Genomic DNA, 17,757 nt, shown 5'->3' with positions numbered 1-17,757 from the left:
TATGCTGAAAACGTTCGATCTCGTGCTCATTGGCGTCATGACGGCAGCGGCTGCCGTTACCTACACGATCAAGCACCGCGCCGAATTGAAGCTCGAGGAGGTTCATCGCCTCGAAACCGAGATCAAGCTCGAGAAGGATACGATCGACCTTTTGAAGGCCGACTGGGCGCTGCAATCGCAGCCGAACAGGCTGGAGCGGCTGGTCAAGGCCTATAATGACGAGTTGCAGTTGCAGCCGACGGAATCGACTGCGCTCGTGCATGCCAAGGAATTGCCGATGCTGAAATCCGAGGTTCCCGTGCCCGATGTGACGGAGGCCAAGGCCGGCGGCGCGACCGGAGCCGCCGCCAAGGGCGCGACCGTTGCCTCCAAGGCCCAACCCGTTCCGACGGCTGCACCGCGCGGCGCAGCGGAGCCGCGCGGTGCAGTTGATCCGCATGGCGTAGTGGAGCCCGGCGGCGGGGCGGAGGATGACGTAGACGCAGACGAGATCGAAACGGGGTCGGTGGAATAATGTCGTTTCTTTCCCGCATCATGGTCCTGAAGAGCCAGGCGCATTTCTCCGCCGGCGTCTATAACCGTTTCGGCGGTCCTTCCGCCGGCATGGCGATCGAGGGGTCGCGCAAGAAGAAATCCGGACAGGCGAAAAGCCGTGTCGGTCTGCTGATCATGGGATTCATGGGCGTCTATGCCGTCATCGGCGGCCGTCTCGTCGAATATGCGATGAAGGATCAGGAGGTCGTCTCCAGCATCCTGCCGCCCGACCGGCTGATGGCCTCGCGCCCCGATATTGTCGACCGTAACGGCGAGGTGCTGGCCACCGATATCCGCACCGTCTCGCTGTTTGCCGAGCCGAACAAGATCGTCGACGTCGACGAGGCGGTCGAGAAGCTTTCCTCCGTCCTGCCCGAACTCGACGCCAAGGACACCTATAAGAAGCTTTCCCTCAAGACTTCGCATTTCGCCTGGCTTCGCCGGCAGCTGACGCCGAAGCAGCAGAGCCAGATCCTGGCGCTCGGCATTCCCGGCATCGGCTTCAGGCCGGAGAAGCGCCGCTTCTACCCGGGCGGATCGACCGCGGCCCACATCCTCGGCTACGTCAATATCGACAACCGCGGTGTCGCCGGCATGGAGAAATTTATCGACGACCAGGGGCTCGCCGATCTCGCCTCGGTCGGCATGACCAGCGACCAGCCGCTCGAGCCGGTGCGGCTTTCGATCGATCTGCGCGTGCAGAACATCGTCCGCGACGCCGTCGTCAACGCCGTCAACAATTTCCAGTCCAAGGGTGCCGGTGCGGCTGTCATCGACGTGCACACCGGCGAGGTGATCGCCATGGCATCGGCGCCGGATTTCGATCCGAACGATCCGCAAGAGGGCGCCAAGGACGGTTGGCTCAACCGCATGACCAACGGCACCTTCGAAATGGGGTCGACCTTCAAGACCTTTTCGCTGGCGATGGCGCTCGACACCGGCAAGGTGAAGATGACGGACACGTTCGATGCCAGCAAGCCGATCTATATCGGCGGCTTCACCATCCACGATTTTCACGGGCAGCGCCGCTGGCTGAGCGTTCCCGAAATCTTCCAGTATTCCTCGAACATTGGCACGGCGCGCGTCATCGACATCGTCGGCATCGACGCGCAGAAGGATTACCTGAACAAGTTCGGCCTGCTGACGAAGATGCAGACCGAACTGCCCGAAGTGAAGATGCCGAGCCAGCCGCGTGTCTGGAAGAAGATCAATTCGATCACGATTTCCTTCGGCCATGGTGTCTCGACGACGGCGCTGCAGACGGGCGTGGCGGCCGCCGCCCTCGTCAATGGCGGCAAGCTGATCGAGCCGACATTCCTCCCGCGCACGCGCGCTGAGGCCGATGAGGTCGCAACGCAGGTGATCAAGAAGTCGACTAGCGACCAGATCCGCTATCTCCTCGACGTGAACGGTTTCAAGGGCTCCGGCCGCGTCGCCCGCGTGCCGGGCTTTGCCGTCGGCAGCAAGACCGGCACGGCCGACAAGGTCGTGAACGGGCGTTATTCGGCGACGTTGAACTTCAATTCCTTTATCGCCGCATTCCCCATCAACGATCCCAAATACGCCGTGATCACCTTCTGCGACGAGCCGAAGACCGGCGAGAAGCAATATGGTGGAACGATCTCCGCCGGTACCGCAGGCCCGATCGCCCGCGAGATCATCAGCCGTGCGGCCCCCATTCTCGGCATCGAGCCGAAATTCGGGGAGGGCGGTTCGGCCTTGCTGGTGTCTTATTGAATGTGAATGAATACCGACGCCGATTCGCAAGGTGCGGACCGGCTACAAGAGGGAAAAGTGCATTCGATGAAATTGCGAGACCTGGCCGGAGATCAGTTTCCGGAACTTGAAGCACAGCTCGAAGGCCCGGCTGGCCTGCTTGATATTTCAGGCCTGTCTTCGGACAGCCGCAAGGTGGCGCCGGGCAATGCCTTCGTCGCAGTCGCCGGTACCAAGGCGGACGGCGCGGGCTTCATCGCCGATGCTGCCGGTCGGGGTGCTGCCGTCGCGATTGCCTCCCAGGCCGTCGATGCCTCCATTCCGGTGCTTGCGGTCAGGGAACCGCGCCGATTCCTTTCCATCGCCGCCTCGCGCTTCTTCGGCAGGCAGCCCGAGACCATGGTCGCGGTCACCGGTACGGCAGGCAAAACCTCCGTCGCTTCCTTCACCAGGCAGATCTGGGCGCATGCGGGCCATCCGGCCGCGATGATCGGCACGACGGGCGTCGTTTCACCGACGCGCAACGAATATGGTGCGCTGACGACGCCAGATCCGGTGTCGCTGCATCAGTTGCTCGCCGAACTTGCCGGCGAGGGCGTCACGCATGCCGCGATGGAGGCGTCCAGCCACGGCCTCGACCAGTGCCGGCTCGACGGCGTGAAGCTTGCCGCTGCCGCCTTCACCAATCTCGGCCGCGACCACATGGATTACCACCCGACCGTCGAATCCTACATGGCCGCCAAGATGCACCTTTTCGATACGCTGCTGCCGAAGGGTTCGCCGGCGGTGATTTTCGCCGACGATCCGTGGTCGGCGCAGGCGATCAAGGCGGCGGCCGATGCCGGCCACGATGTTCGCACGGTCGGGCGCAAGGGCGATTATCTGACGCTGAAACGGGTCGAGCATTTCCGTCACAAGCAGACGGCCGAGATCCATGTCGGCGACGAAATCTTCGAGGTGGACATTCCGCTGGCCGGCGATTTCCAGGTCGCCAACGCGCTTGTTGCGGCAGGACTTGCGATGTCGACCGGCGTTTCGGCGAAGGTCGCGATGGCAGCGCTTGAGAAACTCGTCGGCGCATCGGGCCGTCTCGAGCTCGTCGGCCATACCAAGGACGGCGCGCTCGCATATGTCGATTACGCCCACAAGCCCGATGCGCTGGAAAACGTGCTGAATTCGGTCAGGCCCTTCACCACGGGCCGCGTCGTCGTCGTCTTCGGCTGCGGCGGCGACCGCGACCGCGGCAAACGGCCGATCATGGGTGAAATCGCCTGCCGCCTTGCCGATGTCGTCATCGTCACCGACGACAATCCGCGTTCGGAGGAGCCGGCCTCGATCCGGGCGGAGATCATGGCGGCAGCAAGCTGCGCCTCGGAAATCGGCGATCGCGCCACGGCGATACGCGAGGCTGTGGGCATGCTGAAATCGGGCGACACGCTGATCGTTGCCGGCAAGGGGCATGAGGAAGGGCAGACGATCGGGAGCGTCACATTGCCGTTCTCCGATCATGCTGAGGTGCGCAAGGCCTTGGAGGAACTGAAATCTTGAGCTGGCTCTGGACGACCGAAGACATGATCGCAGCGATGGCGGGGCGCCCCTTCGGCACTCCGCCTGAAGGCATCACCGGCATTTCCATCGACAGCCGCTCGATCAGCCCCGGCGAGGCTTTTTTTGCGATTAAGGGTGACCGTGTCGACGGTCACGACTATGCGTCCATGGCAATGGCGAACGGCGCTTCCCTGCTCGTCGTCAGCGAAGCGCGACTTCCCGCCATGGGCCGCCTGACGGTGCCGATGATCGTCGTGGAAGACGTGCTTGCGGCGCTCGGGCGTCTGGGGCAGGCCTCCCGCGAGCGTTCGCGGGCGAAGATCATCGCCGTCACAGGTTCCGTCGGCAAGACCACCACCAAGGAGATGCTGCGGCACGTTTTGTCGCCCTCCGGCAAGGTGCATGCCTCCGTCGCCTCCTTCAACAATCATTGGGGCGTGCCGCTGACACTGGCGCGCATGCCTGACGACACGGATTACGGCGTCTTCGAAGTCGGGATGAACCATCCGGGCGAGATCCGGCCGCTGGTGGCGATGATCCGGCCCCATGTCGCCGTCATCACGACGATCGCGCCGGCCCATCTCGGCAATTTCAAGAGCATCAAGGAGATCGCTGCCGCCAAGGCCGAGATCTTCGAAGGGGTCGAACCGGGCGGCCATGTCGTGCTCAACCGCGACAACGACCAGTTCAATTTCCTCGACCGAACGGCACAATCGCTCGGCGTCGAGCATGTCCATTCCTTCGGCCAGCACGCCAAGGCCGAATTCCGGCTCGCCGAATTCAACGGATCGGACGAGAATTCGACACTGTGGCTGACGATTGGTGGCGAGACGCTGGAGGCCGCGATCGGTGCGCCGGGCCGCCATATCGCCGAGAATGCGCTTGCGGCCCTCGGGGTCGTCAGGATCGTTGGCGCCGATATGCAGAAAGCGATCGAGGCGCTTGCGACGCTGAAGCCGGAAAAGGGCCGGGGCAAGCGCCACCGGCTTGCGATCGGCGGCGGCCGCGGCAGCTTCACGCTGATCGACGAGAGCTACAATGCCAATCCGGCCTCGATGCGCGCGGCGATCGCGCTGCTTGCGGCCTCCGAGCCGGCCGGCCGCGGACGCCGTATCGCCGTGCTCGGCGACATGCTCGAAATGGGCGAATATGCCGAGAAGGTTCATACCGATCTCGCAGGGCCGCTGCTTGCGGCCGGCATCGAACATGTCTGGCTCGCCGGAGCCGAGATGGCTGCGCTGAAGGAATCACTGCCGGAAAGCGTCCATGTCGAGTACCGCGAGAACACCAGCGAATTGACGGACTACGTGTTGAACTCGGTCGCTCCGGGCGACGTGTTGATGGTGAAATCGTCTCTGGGCATCGGTTTCGGCAGGATCGTCGCCGCGCTTCTTGACAAGTTCCCGGCATTTTCCGACACGCAACGCGAACTTTGACCGGGTAACAAGGGGCCCTGAATGCTGATCTGGCTTGTCGAACTGTCGGAATATTTCAAATTTCTGAACCTGTTCAGATATATTACCTTCCGCACGGGCGCCGCTCTCTTCACCTCCGCACTGATCGTCTTCCTGTTCGGGCCGACGATCATCAATTCGCTGCGGATCCGCCAGGGCAAAGGCCAGCCGATCCGCGCCGATGGGCCGCAGACGCATTTCAAGAAGGCCGGCACGCCGACCATGGGCGGGCTGATGATCCTTGCCGGCATCATCGGCGCGTCGCTGCTCTGGGCCGATCTTTCCAACGTCTATGTCGTCGCCACGCTGTTGGTGACGCTGGGTTTCGGCGCGATCGGCTTCTATGACGATTATCTCAAGGTGACCAAGCAGAGCCACAAGGGCTTTTCCGGCAAGGCGCGTCTCGGCATCGAGTTCGTCATCGCCGGCATCGCCGTCTATTTCATGATGCGCACCGCCCTTGCCTCGGGAATAGCAGGCTCGACCTTCGGCTCTTCGATCGCCTTTCCCTTCTTCAAAGACTTCATGATCAATATAGGTATCATGTTCGTCGTCTTCGGCGGTTTCGTCATCGTCGGCGCCGGCAATGCCGTCAACCTGACCGACGGCCTCGACGGGCTTGCCATCGTGCCTGTGATGATCGCCGCCGCCTCCTTCGGCGTCATCGCCTATCTCGCCGGCAACGTCGTGTTTGCGAACTACCTGCAGATCAACTTCGTGCCCGGCACGGGTGAGCTTGCCGTCGTGCTCGGCGCTGTCATCGGCGCCGGCCTCGGCTTCCTCTGGTTCAACGCGCCGCCGGCCGCCATCTTCATGGGCGACACGGGGTCGCTGGCGCTCGGCGGCACGATCGGCACCGTCGCCGTCGCCACCAAGCACGAGATCGTCATGGCGATCATCGGCGGCCTTTTCGTCATGGAGACGCTCTCGGTCATCATCCAGGTCGGCTTCTTCAAGATGACCGGCCGGCGCGTCTTCCTGATGGCGCCGATCCACCATCACTTCGAGAAAAAGGGCTGGACGGAGAGCCAGGTGGTGATCCGCTTCTGGATCATTGCCGTCGGCCTTGCCATGCTCGGTCTCTCGACGCTGAAGCTGCGGTGAGGCGGCGATGATCCCGGTCACGACGCTCAAGGACAAGAAGGTCGCGCTCTTCGGGCTCGGCGGCTCCGGCTTTGCCACCGCCCGCGCGCTGATTGCGGGCGGCGCCGAGGTGACCGCCTGGGACGACAATCCCGACAGCGTCGCCAAGGCCTCGGCGGAAGGCATCCGGACGGAGGATCTGCACACTATCGACTGGAGCCAGCAGGCGCTGTTCGTGCTGTCGCCCGGTGTGCCGCTCACCCATCCGAAGCCGCACTGGACCGTCGATCTTGCGCGCGCGGCGGGCGTCGATATCGTCGGCGATGTCGAACTCTTCGTGCGCGAGCGTCGCGCCCATGCGCCGGATTGCCCTTTCATCGCCATAACAGGCACCAACGGCAAGTCGACGACGACGGCGCTGATCGCCCATATCCTGAAATCCTCAGGCTACGACACGCAACTCGGCGGCAATATCGGCACGGCCGTATTGACGCTCGATCCGCCGAAGACGGGCCGTTATTTCGTCGTCGAATGCTCTTCCTACCAGATCGATCTGGCGCCGACGCTGAACCCTTCGGCCGGTATCCTGCTCAACCTGACTCCGGATCATCTCGATCGCCACGGCACGATGCAGCACTATGCCGACGTCAAGGAGCGGCTGGTCGCCGGCAGCGATGTGGCGATCGTCGGCATCGACGACAGCCATTCGGCGCTGATCGCCGACCGCGTCGAGCGGGCAGGCGTCAAGGTGGTCCGCATTTCGCGCCGCAACGTGGTGGCATCAGGCATCTATGCCGAGGGGACCAAGCTTGTTCAGGCCGCCGGCGGCGCCGTGCTGCCCTTCGCCGATCTCGACGGCATCCAGACGCTGCGCGGTAGCCATAATGCGCAGAATGCTGCCGCAGCCGTCGCCGCCTGCCTTGCCGTCGGGATTTCCGCCGACGACATTCGCGCCGGCCTTGCTTCGTTCCCCGGCCTCAAGCACCGCATGCAGCCTGTGGGCAAACGAGGCCGCGTCGTCTTCGTCAACGATTCCAAGGCGACCAATGCCGATGCCGCGGCACCGGCCCTTTCGAGCTATGATCGCATATACTGGATTGCCGGCGGCTTGCCGAAATCAGGCGGCATCACGACGCTTGCGCCCTATTTCCCGCGCATCGCCAAGGCCTATCTGATCGGCGAGGCGGCGGCGGAATTTGCCGCGACCCTCGGCGAAGCCGTGCCGTACGAGATTTCGGGTACGCTGGAGCGCGCCGTCGCACATGCGGCAGCCGATGCGGAACGTGACGAGGCCGCCGCTTCAGCCGTGATGTTATCCCCGGCTTGCGCAAGCTTCGACCAGTATAAGAACTTCGAAGTCAGGGGCGATGCCTTCGTCGGCCACGTGGCGGCACTTGACGGAATGACGATGCTGATCGGTCCGGCAACAGGAGAGAAATGACATGGTAAGCCGCGCGGAACGTGGGCCTCTGGCCGATTGGTTCTGGACCATCGACCGCTTCTTCCTGGCGATGTTCATCTTCCTGATGGGCATCGGCTTCATGCTGTCCTTCGCGGCATCGCCAGCGGTTGCCGAGCGCATCGGGCTCGAGCCCTTCCACTTCGTCAAGCGCCATGCGGCCTTCATGATCCCCTCGATCGCCGTCATGCTCGGGCTGTCTTTCCTGACGCCGCGCCAGGTGCGGCGCACCGCGATCCTGCTCCTGATCATCTCGCTCGCGATGATGGTGCTGGTGCTGTTCGTCGGGCAGGAGGTCAAGGGCGGCAGGCGCTGGATCTGGATCGCCGGCCTTTCCATTCAGCCGTCGGAATTCATGAAGCCCGCCTTCGTCGTGGTCTGCGCCTGGCTGTTTGCCGAACATGCGCGACAGCCTGAGATCCCGGGCAATCTCTTTGCCATCATCCTCTTCGGCATCGTCGCGGCCCTTCTCGTGGCGCAGCCGGACCTCGGCCAGACCATCCTGACGACGGCGGTCTGGGGCGGCATGTTCTTCATGGCCGGCATGCCATGGATCTGGATCATGCTGCTCGGCGTCGGCGGCGCCGGGGGCCTGCTCGGCGCCTATTACGTCTTCCCGCACGTCGCGCTGCGAATAGACAAGTTCATGACCGGCGAGGGCGACACGTTCCAGATCGACACGGCCCGCGAGGCGATTATCCGCGGCAGTTGGTTCGGCCAGGGCCCGGGCGAGGGCATCGTCAAGCGCATCATTCCGGATGCGCATACCGACTTCATCTTTTCCGTCGCGGCCGAAGAGTTCGGCATCGTCTTCTGCATGGCGCTCGTCGCGCTGTTTTCCGTGCTCGTGCTGCGCGGGCTCTCGCATGCCTATCGCGAGCGGAACGATTTTAACCGGTTTGCCGTTGCAGGCCTGGTGCTGCAGATGGGTATCCAGTCTATTATCAATGTCGGCGTCAATCTCGAGCTGCTGCCGGCCAAGGGGATGACGCTGCCGCTGATTTCCTACGGCGGCTCTTCCATGGTGGCGATCTGCGTCACCGCCGGCTTCATTCTGGCGCTGACGCGCCATCGGCCGGAAAAGCGTGCGCAGGACCGGAGCCTCTTCCGCGTCCCGCACGGCATGCCGGCGGAGTAAAAGCTTATGAGCAAGGGCATCGTGCTGCTTGCCGCCGGGGGAACCGGCGGCCATGTGTTCCCGGCGGAGGCGCTGGCCTTCAAGCTGAAGGAGCGCGGCTATTCGGTGCATCTCGTGACCGACAGCCGGGCCGAGCGTTATGCCGGCAAGTTCCCGGCCGAGGAAATCCATGTCGTGCCGTCGGCAACGATCGGCTCGAAGAACCCGGTCGCCGTCGCCCGCTCGCTGTGGACGCTCTGGAGCGGCATGCGGGCGGCGAAAAAGCTGATCCAGCGGCTGAAACCCGTCATCGTCGTCGGTTTCGGCGGTTATCCCACCGTGCCGCCGCTGCTTGCCGCGACACGGCTCGGCGTGCCCTCGATGCTGCATGAACAGAATGCCGTCATGGGGCGCGCCAACAAGGCCCTGGCGCCGCGCGTGAAAGCGATTGCCGGCGGATTCCTGCCCGAAAGCGGCGGTGCTTTCTCCGACAAGACGATTGCAACGGGAAATCCCGTGCGTCCGGCGATCCTTGCCGCGGCCGAACAGCCTTATCTGCCTTCCCGTGCCGGCGAGCCGTTCAATCTCGTCGTCTTCGGCGGCAGCCAGGGCGCGCAATATTTCTCCAAGGCGATGCCGACGGCGATCAGCCTGCTCGACGACGTACTGCGCGAAAGGCTGCGGATCACGCAGCAGGTGCGCCCCGAGGATATGGAGATGGTGCGCGGCTGCGCAGCGCAGCTGCAGATGAGCGCCGATATCGCGCCGTTTTTCAATGATATGGCGGAACGTCTTGCGAAAGCGCATCTGGTGATCTGCCGCTCCGGCGCTTCCACGGTTTCGGAAATCTCCGTCATCGGGCGCCCTGCCGTGCTGGTGCCGTATCCGCATGCACTCGACCATGATCAGGCGGCCAATGCCGCAGCACTCGCCGCGACCGGCGGGGCGAAGGTGATCGTGCAGGCGGAGCTTTCGCCTGAACGCATCGCCTCCATTCTGAGCCATGTGATGAACGATCCGGAAAAGCTTGCCGGCATGGCGGCTGCGGCCAAGCTTGCGGGAAAACCGGATGCCGCGAACTTGCTTGCCGACATGGTTGAGGCTATTGCCGCCGGCAAGACAGTCTCCGAATTCAAGAGGACACGCGTATGAAACTGCCGAAGGCGATCGGTCTCGTCCATTTCATCGGCATCGGCGGCATCGGCATGAGCGGTATCGCCGAGGTGCTGCACAATCTTGGCCATAGGGTGCAGGGATCGGATCAGGCCGACAGCGCCAATGTCCAGCGGCTGCGCGACAAGGGCATCGAGGTCTCCGTCGGCCACAGGGCAGAAAACCTGGGCGATGCCGAAGTTGTCGTCGTCTCGACGGCGATCAAGAAGAGCAATCCCGAGCTCATCGCCGCGCGCGAAAAGCTGCTGCCCGTGGTACGCCGCGCCGAAATGCTTGCCGAACTGATGCGCTTCCGCAATGCGATCGCCATCGGCGGCACGCATGGCAAGACGACGACCACCTCGCTGGTCGCGACCCTGCTCGAAGCGGGCGGGCTCGACCCGACCGTCATCAACGGCGGCATCATCAATGCCTATGGCACCAATGCCCGCATGGGCGAGGGCGAGTGGATGGTAGTGGAGGCCGATGAATCCGACGGCACGTTCCTGAAGCTGCCGGCCGATGTCGCCGTCATCACCAATATCGACCCCGAGCATCTCGACCATTACGGCAATTTCGATGCGGTGCGCGCCGCCTTCCGGCAGTTTGTCGAGAACGTGCCGTTCTACGGCTTCGGCGTCATGTGCCTCGACCATCCCGAGGTGCAGTCGCTGGTCGGCCGCATCGAAGACCGCAAGATTATCACTTACGGCGAGAACCCGCAGGCCGACGTGCGCTTCAAGAATGTGCGCATCGACGGCACGCGCTCGATCTTCGACGTCGAGATCCGCCGCCGCCGTACCGGCCAGGTGATCGAGCTCAAGGGTCTGGTCATGCCGATGCCCGGGCGTCATAATATCTCCAACGCCACGGCGGCGATCGCCGTTGCCAACCGCCTCGGCATATCGAGCGCCGATATCGCCAAGGGTCTTGCCTCCTTCGGCGGCGTCAAGCGCCGCTTCACGCTGACCGGCGAATGGAACGGAGTGCAGATCTTCGACGATTACGGCCACCATCCGGTCGAGATCAAGGCGGTGCTGCGCGCCGCCCGCGAAGCCTGCAAGGGCCGGATCATCGCGGTTCATCAGCCGCACCGCTACAGCCGCCTTGCGAGCCTGTTCGAGGAATTCGCTGCCTGCTTCAACGATGCCGACAGCATCTTCCTCGCGCCGGTCTATGCGGCAGGCGAGGATGCGATCGAGGGCATCGATTCCATGTCGCTCGTCTCGCGCATCAAATCCGGCGGTCATCGCGACGCCCGCTTCCTTGCTTCGGCAGAGCTTCTGCCGCAGATGGTCGCGGAGGTTGCAAAGTCTGGTGATTTCGTGGTTCTGTTGGGGGCTGGGAGCATTACATCCTGGGCAGCGGCGCTGCCCAAGCAACTGGAAGGCCTATCGGGAAAGTCCGCATGAAACAGGTGAATGGGGAAAAGCTTCTCGCGTCTCTCGGAGACGGTGTAAAGGATATCCGCGGTCGTATCACGCCGGATGCCCCCATGGACCGTGTCACCTGGTTCAGGGCCGGGGGGCTTGCCGAGCTGATGTTCCAGCCGCATGACATCGACGATCTCGTCGCCTTCCTGAAGATCCTGCCGGAAGAGGTGCCGCTGACGGTGGTCGGCGTCGGTTCCAACATCCTGGTGCGCGACGGCGGCATTCCCGGCGTTGTGCTGCGCCTATCGGCAAAGGGCTTCGGTTTCGTCGAGCTTGCCGGTGAAAACCGCATCCTTGCCGGCGCCATCTGCCCGGACAAGCACCTTGCGGCAATGGCGATGGACAACGGAATCGGCGGTTTTCATTTCTTCTACGGCATTCCCGGCAGCATCGGCGGCGCGGCGCGTATGAATGCCGGCGCAAACGGCGTCGAGACGCGCGAGCGGCTGATCGAGGTCAACGCGGTCGACCGCAAGGGCAATAAGCATGTGATTTCCAATGCCGAGATGGGGTATTCCTACCGGCATTCCACGGCATCCGCCGACCTGATCTTCACCTCGGTGCTGTTCGAGGGCTATCCTGAGGACCGCGCCCAGATCCGCGCCGAGATGGACGCGGTACGCAATCACCGCGAGACGGTGCAGCCGGTGCGCGAGAAGACCGGCGGCTCGACCTTCAAGAACCCGCCCGGCCATTCGGCCTGGAAACTGATTGACGAAGCCGGCTGCCGCGGCCTCGTCATCGGGGGGGCGCAGATGTCGGCGCTTCACTGCAACTTCATGATCAACATGGAGCAAGCGACCGGCTACGATCTCGAATATCTCGGCGAACAAGTACGCCGCGAAGTCTTCGAGAAAGAAGGCATCAAGCTCGAATGGGAAATCAAGCGCCTCGGCGTCTTCATGCCCGGCCGCGAAGTGCGCCCGTTCCAGGGTGTGACCAGCGAATAAAGGTCATCTCACTGCCAGTTTCAAGCCTTCGCGCGGCGTGACGACGGGCGACCAGCCGAGAACGTCGCGCGCGTGGGATATGTCGACCTGCAGCGAGCCGCAAAGGCGTTGATAGACCGCTTCCTTCCCCACCAGCTTTGTCGCCATGTGCAGCAATGCGGGCGGGAAGGGGAGCAGCACCGGCTTGACGCCCAGCCCTGCGGCAATTCCCTTGATGAGTTCCGGCGTTGAAAGATCCTCACCATCTCCGGCAAGGAAAGTCTCGTTTGCTGCGGCGGGATGCGCCATGCAAGCGATGATCAGGTCGACGAGATTTTGCACCGCGACCAATGTGCGGCGGTTCTTCAGCGAAGCGAAGGGGAGCGGCAGCTTTTTGCGCACAAGGCTGGCGAGCAGGGCGAAGTTGCCTCTTGCACCCGGGCCGTAGACCAGCGGCGGTCGGATGATGACGGCTTCCATGCCGGTGCGTGCCGCGATGTCGCGTAAGCCAATTTCGCATTCCAGCTTCGAAATGCCATAGGGATCGATGGGCTTCGGCGTGTCGTCGTGCCGGAATGGTCGATCGTTCTCTTCGCCGTTGACCTTGATGGTGCTGATGAACACGAACCTTTTTATGCCGGCGCGCGCAGCCTGTTCGGCGAGATTCAAAGTGGCGGCGGTGTTCGTTCGGCGGAATTCCGCAAGCGGATCGGCCGCTTGGTCGTTCATGATGTGAACGCGGGCGGCGAGATGAACGATGACATCCATGCCCTCGAGAGCCGGCGTCCAGTCGGTCGCCTCGGTCATTTCGACAGGAAAATGCCTAATATCCCCAGGGAAGGCGGAGGCCTGAGATCGCGTCGTCACCGAAAGCTCTGAGATGCTCTCCTTGTGCAGTCTTTCGACGAGGGGACGGCCGACGAACCCGGCTGCGCCAGTGATGAGGCATCGCATGATCTTTTCCCTGTGCTGAAGCAGAATTCTGGCTAACCGGAACGGACGATCGCATCAATAAAAAACCGCGGCGATTCACGCTGACGGCCCGACATGCGCAACCGTCCGATCCTTGCGTGAGGCTTGCGGCGACGGCGCTCCCCAACTTGACCGGAATCGAATTGCAGCAGATTCATCCTGAACTTTCTGGTTGAGGTGGAGGGACTGCGCATGCAAAAGAGCCTTGTGGCCGAATTTTTCGGCACGTTCTGGCTGGTCTTCGGCGGATGCGGCAGTGCCGTGCTCGCTGCTGCCTATCCCGAGCTCGGGATCGGATTTACGGGTGTGGCGCTGGCGTTCGGCCTGACCGTGCTCACCATGGCCTGTGCCGTGGGCGGCATATCGGGCGGTCATTTCAATCCGGCCGTTTCCCTCGGCCTTACGGTTGCGGGCCGGTTTCCTGCCGCGCGTCTCATTCCCTACGTCGTCGTGCAGGTGATCGGCGCCATCGCAGCTGCCGCGCTGCTTTATCTCATCGCCAGCGGTAAGGCGGGTTTCGAACTCGGCGGCTTTGCCGCCATATGGCGATCATTCCCCGGGCGGCTATTCGCTGTTTTCGGCGCTGCTGATCGAAGTGCTGCTGACCATGTTCTTCCTGATCATCATCCTGGGATCGACCGGCAGCCGGGTGCCGGCGGGCTTTGCGCCGCTTGCGATCGGCCTCGGGCTGACGCTGATCCATCTCGTGTCGATTCCCGTGACGAATACCTCGGTCAATCCGGCCCGTTCCACCGGCCAGGCGCTGTTCGTCGGCGGCTGGGCGCTGCAGCAGCTCTGGCTGTTCTGGATTGCGCCGCTGGTGGGCGGGGCGCTCGGCGGGCTCGTTTGGAGGTTTATCGACGAGGCCGAGTGACTGCCGGATACAGAGCTATCCCATTGAGCCCGCGCGGTTTTTCCGCGCGGGCTTTTGCATTTCCGCGGATCGGCGGGCCTGTTCGCTCTGATCGCCCCGAAAAAGCGAAGGTTAAAAAATCAGGGGCGCGGCAAGACGGAGTTAACGAAAGTAAACACTTCATTAACCATAATGATGCTCTAATGCGGGCCGGTCGGACAAAGGCCTGAAACGGCGCAGACAGCTTCGCGCAAGCGTCGATTTCAAAAATGTAAGTTATTTTTGGGGGTGTTGATGAGTCGCAAGCATGTCGCTGTCCTGATGGGCGGATTTTCCTCGGAAAGGCCGGTCAGCCTTTCCTCGGGAAAGGCTTGCGCAGAAGCCCTCGAAGCCGAAGGCTTCGATGTGACGGTGATCGATGTTGCCCGCGACGTTTCCGAGAAGCTCGCCGCGCTGAAGCCTGATGTGGTCTTCAATGCGCTGCATGGCCCCTTCGGCGAGGACGGCACCATTCAGGGCATCCTCGAATATCTCCAGATCCCCTATACGCATTCCGGCGTGCTTGCCTCGGCGCTGGCGATGGACAAGGACAAGGCGAAGCTGGTCGCCGCCGCCGCCGGCATTCCGGTTGCCGAATCGCAGGTGATCAATCGTTTCGCATTTCCCTCGACCCATCCGATGAGGCCGCCTTATGTGGTGAAGCCTGTGCGCGAGGGGTCGAGCTTCGGCGTCGTCATCGTCACGGAAGATCAGGCGCATCCGCCGCAGGTTGTGAGCTCCCCCGAATGGCGTTACGGCGAAGAGGTTCTCGTCGAGCGTTATGTCTATGGCCGTGAGCTCACCTGTGGCGTCATGGGCGATACCCCGCTTGGTGTCACGGAAGTGGTGCCGCAGGGACACAATTTTTATGATTACGACTCCAAGTACGCGGCCGGCGGTTCAAAACACGTCATCCCGGCGAAAATTTCACCGAATATTTACCAAAAAATACAAACATTGGCCCTAAGGGCGCATCAGGCAATCGGTTGCCGCGGCGTCAGTCGGTCCGACTTTCGTTACGACGATCGTTTCTCCGAAGACGGCGAAATCATCTGGCTGGAGGTTAATACCCAGCCTGGCATGACTCCAACCTCGCTCGTGCCCGAAATGGCCGGTCATGCCGGCTATTCATTTGGTCAGTTTCTCCGGTGGATGGTGGAGGACGCGTCTTGTTTGCGTTGACGGTCAAGAGAATTGGGCGCCCCAGCCATCATGCCGTGCTTCCGATAGTGGAAGCCGAAGAACGATTCGTACTGCCGCGCCCGTTGCGCCGCGTTACCCGCTTCCTGATCAGCCTCTGCAGCGGCCGCATCCACATTCCGGCTCACGCGGGCACAGTCTCGGCGCTTGCATTCCTGGCGGCGACGGGTCTCTACGGCATGTCGCTCGGCGGTCATACGGAGGCCGTCGCGCAGGCGACGACGACGGCGGCGGGTTTTGCGATCGAGGACGTGAAGGTCTCCGGCAATTCGGAGACGTCGGAAATCGAGATCCTGCAGCTGATCGGCCTTGACGGCACGACGTCGCTGGTTGCGCTCGACGTCGATGCGGCCCGGCAGAAGATCGCGCATCTTCCCTGGGTGGAGAGCGTCGAGGTTCGCAAGGTCTATCCCAAGACGATCGAGGTGAAGCTCAAGGAGCGCCAGGCCTACGCGATCTGGCAGCACGGACAGGAGCTTTCCCTGATCGAGAAGAACGGCAGCGTCATTGCGCCGCTGCGCGACAACAAGTTTTCGTCGCTGCCGCTCGTCGTCGGCCGCGATGCGGAAACGGCAGCGGCCTCGCTCGACGACGCCTTCTCGAAGTGGCCTGATGTGAAGGCCCGCGTGAAGGCCTATGTCTGGATATCAGGTCGTCGCTGGGACCTGCACATGGATAACGGTGTCGTGGTCAAGCTGCCGGAAGATGGCATCGACCAGGCGCTCGCGACGCTTTCGAAGTTCGACAAGCAGCAGCAGCTCCTGGAGCGGGATATTGCGGCGGTCGATCTGAGATTGCCTGACAGGACCGCGATCCAGCTGACGCCGGAAGCGGCGGTCCGCAGGCAGGCGGCAGTGACTGAGCGTACGAAAGAATTGAAGAAGGCGGGGCAGAGTATATGAGCTTATTCGGTTCATCCCATTTCGGATTGCCGCGCCTGAAGCCGCTTTCGTCGAAGCGGTCGCATATCGTTTCGGTGCTCGACATCGGCTCGACCAAGGTGGTCTGCATGATCGGCCGGCTGACGCCGCGCGAGGAAAGCCAGATTCTCCCGGGTCGCACGCACAATATCGAGATCATCGGCATCGGCCATCAGCGTTCGCGCGGCATCAAGACCGGCGTCATCGCCGATCTCGACGCGCTGGAAGGCGTTATCCGTCTCGCCGTCGATGCGGCGGAGCGCATGGCGGGGCTGACCGTCGAGAGCCTGATCGTCAACCTGACGGCCGGCCGCCTGGGCAGCGATATCTACACCGCGACGATCGATCTCGGCGGCCAGGAAGTCGAACTCAACGACCTGAAGAAGGTGCTGTCGGCAGCCTGCCAGCAGTCGCTGCGGCAGGACCGCTCGGTGCTGCATTCGCTGGCGACCGGCTTCTCGCTTGACGGCGAGCGCGGCATCCGCGATCCGCTGGCGATGTACGGCGATGCGCTCGGCGTCGACATGCATGTCGTCACGGCGGAGCGCTCGGCGCTGAAGAACCTCGAACTCAGCGTCAACCGCGCGCATCTCTCGGTCGAAGGCATCGTCGCAACACCTTATGCGTCGGGCCTTGCCGCTCTCGTCGACGACGAGGTCGAGCTCGGCTGTGCCGCGATCGACATGGGCGGCGGCACGACGACGATCTCGGTCTTCGCCGAGGGCAAGCTCGTTCACACCGATGCCGTCGGCCTCGGCGGCCATCACGTGACCACGGATCTGGCGCGCGGCCTTTCGACCCGCATCGAGGATGCGGAGCGGCTGAAGGTCGTGCACGCCTCGGCGCTTCTGAATTCCTCCGACGAGCGCGAACTGATCTCGATCCCGCCGATCGGCGAGGATGATCGCGACCAGCCGTCGCAAGTGCCGCGGGCGCTGGTTTCGCGCATCGTGTCGGCCCGTATCGAAGAGACGATGGAATTGATCCGCGACCGTATCCAGCGCTCCGGCTTCAGCCCGATTGTCGGCAAGCGCGTCGTGCTGACCGGCGGTGCCAGCCAATTGACCGGCCTTGCCGAAGTGGCCCGGCGCATCCTTGCCCGCAACGTTCGCATCGGCCGCCCGATGGGCGTCTCGGGATTGCCGACGGCGGCCAAGGGCCCGGCCTTTTCGACGGCCGTCGGCCTGATGATCTATCCGCAGGTCGCGGACATGGAGACACATGCGTCACAGAGCGGTCTGCTCATGTCGCTTGGGGGAAATAACAGCCGCATTGCCCGCATGGGACAGTGGCTGAAGGAAAGCTTCTGAAGTTTCAGTAATTGGCCGGCGTGGCGATGCGGCCAGAG

At 62.9% G+C, this 17,757-nt stretch carries 14 protein-coding genes and 1 pseudogene; 14 read left to right on the top strand and 1 reads right to left on the bottom strand.

Annotated elements, in window-relative coordinates; all coding sequences use genetic code 11:
- The first annotated feature begins 1 nt into the window (after position 1).
- From ftsL to murB, 10 genes are read left to right on the top strand one after another with little or no spacing between them, the layout of a single operon-like run.
- Complete coding sequence (ftsL, locus tag EFB14_RS01330; protein ID WP_126822048.1) at positions 2–514, top strand: cell division protein FtsL; 513 nt, start codon at positions 2–4, stop codon at positions 512–514.
- Positions 514–2,271, top strand: a complete 1,758-nt coding sequence (locus EFB14_RS01325; RefSeq protein ID WP_125843577.1) for a peptidoglycan D,D-transpeptidase FtsI family protein — start codon at positions 514–516, stop codon at positions 2,269–2,271. The genes ftsL and EFB14_RS01325 overlap by 1 nt, the downstream gene beginning before the upstream one ends.
- Positions 2,272–2,277: 6 nt before the next feature.
- Positions 2,278–3,798, top strand: a complete 1,521-nt coding sequence (locus tag EFB14_RS01320) for a UDP-N-acetylmuramoyl-L-alanyl-D-glutamate--2,6-diaminopimelate ligase (protein ID WP_126822046.1) — start codon at positions 2,278–2,280, stop codon at positions 3,796–3,798.
- Complete coding sequence (locus EFB14_RS01315) at positions 3,795–5,234, top strand: UDP-N-acetylmuramoylalanyl-D-glutamyl-2,6-diaminopimelate--D-alanyl-D-alanine ligase (RefSeq protein ID WP_126822044.1); 1,440 nt, start codon at positions 3,795–3,797, stop codon at positions 5,232–5,234. The genes EFB14_RS01320 and EFB14_RS01315 overlap by 4 nt, the downstream gene beginning before the upstream one ends.
- Positions 5,235–5,255: 21 nt before the next feature.
- The gene (mraY, locus tag EFB14_RS01310) at positions 5,256–6,356 is read left to right on the top strand and encodes a phospho-N-acetylmuramoyl-pentapeptide-transferase (RefSeq protein ID WP_125843580.1); all 1,101 of its coding nucleotides are present in this window, start codon (positions 5,256–5,258) and stop codon (positions 6,354–6,356) included.
- Positions 6,357–6,363: 7 nt separating this feature from the next.
- Entirely contained in the window at positions 6,364–7,776 is a 1,413-nt protein-coding gene (gene murD / locus EFB14_RS01305; protein WP_126822042.1) for a UDP-N-acetylmuramoyl-L-alanine--D-glutamate ligase, read from the top strand.
- Position 7,777: 1 nt separating this feature from the next.
- Positions 7,778–8,932, top strand: coding sequence for a putative lipid II flippase FtsW (gene ftsW / locus EFB14_RS01300; protein WP_125843582.1), 1,155 nt, complete (start codon positions 7,778–7,780; stop codon positions 8,930–8,932).
- A gap of 6 nt (positions 8,933–8,938) precedes the next feature.
- Positions 8,939–10,063: an undecaprenyldiphospho-muramoylpentapeptide beta-N-acetylglucosaminyltransferase gene (gene murG, locus EFB14_RS01295; protein ID WP_126822040.1), complete on the top strand. Its 1,125-nt coding sequence runs from the start codon at positions 8,939–8,941 to the stop codon at positions 10,061–10,063.
- Positions 10,060–11,475, top strand: a complete 1,416-nt coding sequence (gene murC / locus EFB14_RS01290) for a UDP-N-acetylmuramate--L-alanine ligase (protein WP_126822038.1) — start codon at positions 10,060–10,062, stop codon at positions 11,473–11,475. Before murG ends, murC begins: the two co-directional genes overlap by 4 nt.
- On the top strand, positions 11,472–12,446 hold the full coding sequence (murB, locus tag EFB14_RS01285; RefSeq protein WP_125843585.1) for a UDP-N-acetylmuramate dehydrogenase: 975 nt from the start codon (positions 11,472–11,474) through the stop codon (positions 12,444–12,446). Before murC ends, murB begins: the two co-directional genes overlap by 4 nt.
- Positions 12,447–12,449: 3 nt before the next feature.
- On the opposite strand, the gene EFB14_RS01280 is transcribed toward murB, so the two are convergent.
- Positions 12,450–13,379: a UDP-glucose 4-epimerase family protein gene (locus EFB14_RS01280; RefSeq protein WP_126822036.1), complete on the bottom strand. Its 930-nt coding sequence runs from the start codon at positions 13,377–13,379 to the stop codon at positions 12,450–12,452.
- A gap of 210 nt (positions 13,380–13,589) precedes the next feature.
- Between EFB14_RS01280 and aqpZ the strand changes: the two are divergent.
- The 4 genes and pseudogenes from aqpZ to ftsA all read left to right on the top strand — a co-directional run bounded on the left by aqpZ (position 13,590) and on the right by ftsA (position 17,719).
- A pseudogene (gene aqpZ / locus EFB14_RS01275) lies at positions 13,590–14,271 on the top strand (aquaporin Z).
- Between the two features lie 273 nt (positions 14,272–14,544).
- The gene (locus EFB14_RS01270) at positions 14,545–15,471 is read left to right on the top strand and encodes a D-alanine--D-alanine ligase (protein ID WP_126822034.1); all 927 of its coding nucleotides are present in this window, start codon (positions 14,545–14,547) and stop codon (positions 15,469–15,471) included.
- Positions 15,459–16,391, top strand: a complete 933-nt coding sequence (locus EFB14_RS01265) for a cell division protein FtsQ/DivIB (RefSeq protein WP_126822032.1) — start codon at positions 15,459–15,461, stop codon at positions 16,389–16,391. The genes EFB14_RS01270 and EFB14_RS01265 overlap by 13 nt, the downstream gene beginning before the upstream one ends.
- On the top strand, positions 16,388–17,719 hold the full coding sequence (gene ftsA, locus EFB14_RS01260) for a cell division protein FtsA (protein ID WP_011426086.1): 1,332 nt from the start codon (positions 16,388–16,390) through the stop codon (positions 17,717–17,719). The genes EFB14_RS01265 and ftsA overlap by 4 nt, the downstream gene beginning before the upstream one ends.
- Positions 17,720–17,757: the final 38 nt, after the last annotated feature.

It is taken from the genome of Rhizobium fabae (assembly GCF_003985135.1).
Classification (GTDB): domain Bacteria; phylum Pseudomonadota; class Alphaproteobacteria; order Rhizobiales; family Rhizobiaceae; genus Rhizobium; species Rhizobium pisi.
Note: the sequence above shows the minus strand (reverse complement) of the source record. Positions and strands in the feature narration are given on the sequence as shown.

Excerpts from the sequence above, each read along its gene's own strand:
- murD (WP_126822042.1), top strand. The coding sequence starts at position 6,364 with ATGATCCCGGTCACGACGCTCAAGGACAAGAAGGTCGCGCTCTTCGGG.
- mraY (WP_125843580.1), top strand. The coding sequence starts at position 5,256 with ATGCTGATCTGGCTTGTCGAACTGTCGGAATATTTCAAATTTCTGAAC.
- ftsA (WP_011426086.1), top strand. The coding sequence starts at position 16,388 with ATGAGCTTATTCGGTTCATCCCATTTCGGATTGCCGCGCCTGAAGCCG.
- EFB14_RS01270 (WP_126822034.1), top strand. The coding sequence starts at position 14,545 with ATGAGTCGCAAGCATGTCGCTGTCCTGATGGGCGGATTTTCCTCGGAA.
- ftsL (WP_126822048.1), top strand. The coding sequence starts at position 2 with ATGCTGAAAACGTTCGATCTCGTGCTCATTGGCGTCATGACGGCAGCG.
- EFB14_RS01325 (WP_125843577.1), top strand. The coding sequence starts at position 514 with ATGTCGTTTCTTTCCCGCATCATGGTCCTGAAGAGCCAGGCGCATTTC.
- murC (WP_126822038.1), top strand. The coding sequence starts at position 10,060 with ATGAAACTGCCGAAGGCGATCGGTCTCGTCCATTTCATCGGCATCGGC.
- EFB14_RS01280 (WP_126822036.1), bottom strand. The coding sequence starts at position 13,379 with ATGCGATGCCTCATCACTGGCGCAGCCGGGTTCGTCGGCCGTCCCCTC.
- ftsW (WP_125843582.1), top strand. The coding sequence starts at position 7,778 with ATGGTAAGCCGCGCGGAACGTGGGCCTCTGGCCGATTGGTTCTGGACC.
- murB (WP_125843585.1), top strand. The coding sequence starts at position 11,472 with ATGAAACAGGTGAATGGGGAAAAGCTTCTCGCGTCTCTCGGAGACGGT.
- murG (WP_126822040.1), top strand. The coding sequence starts at position 8,939 with ATGAGCAAGGGCATCGTGCTGCTTGCCGCCGGGGGAACCGGCGGCCAT.
- EFB14_RS01320 (WP_126822046.1), top strand. The coding sequence starts at position 2,278 with ATGAATACCGACGCCGATTCGCAAGGTGCGGACCGGCTACAAGAGGGA.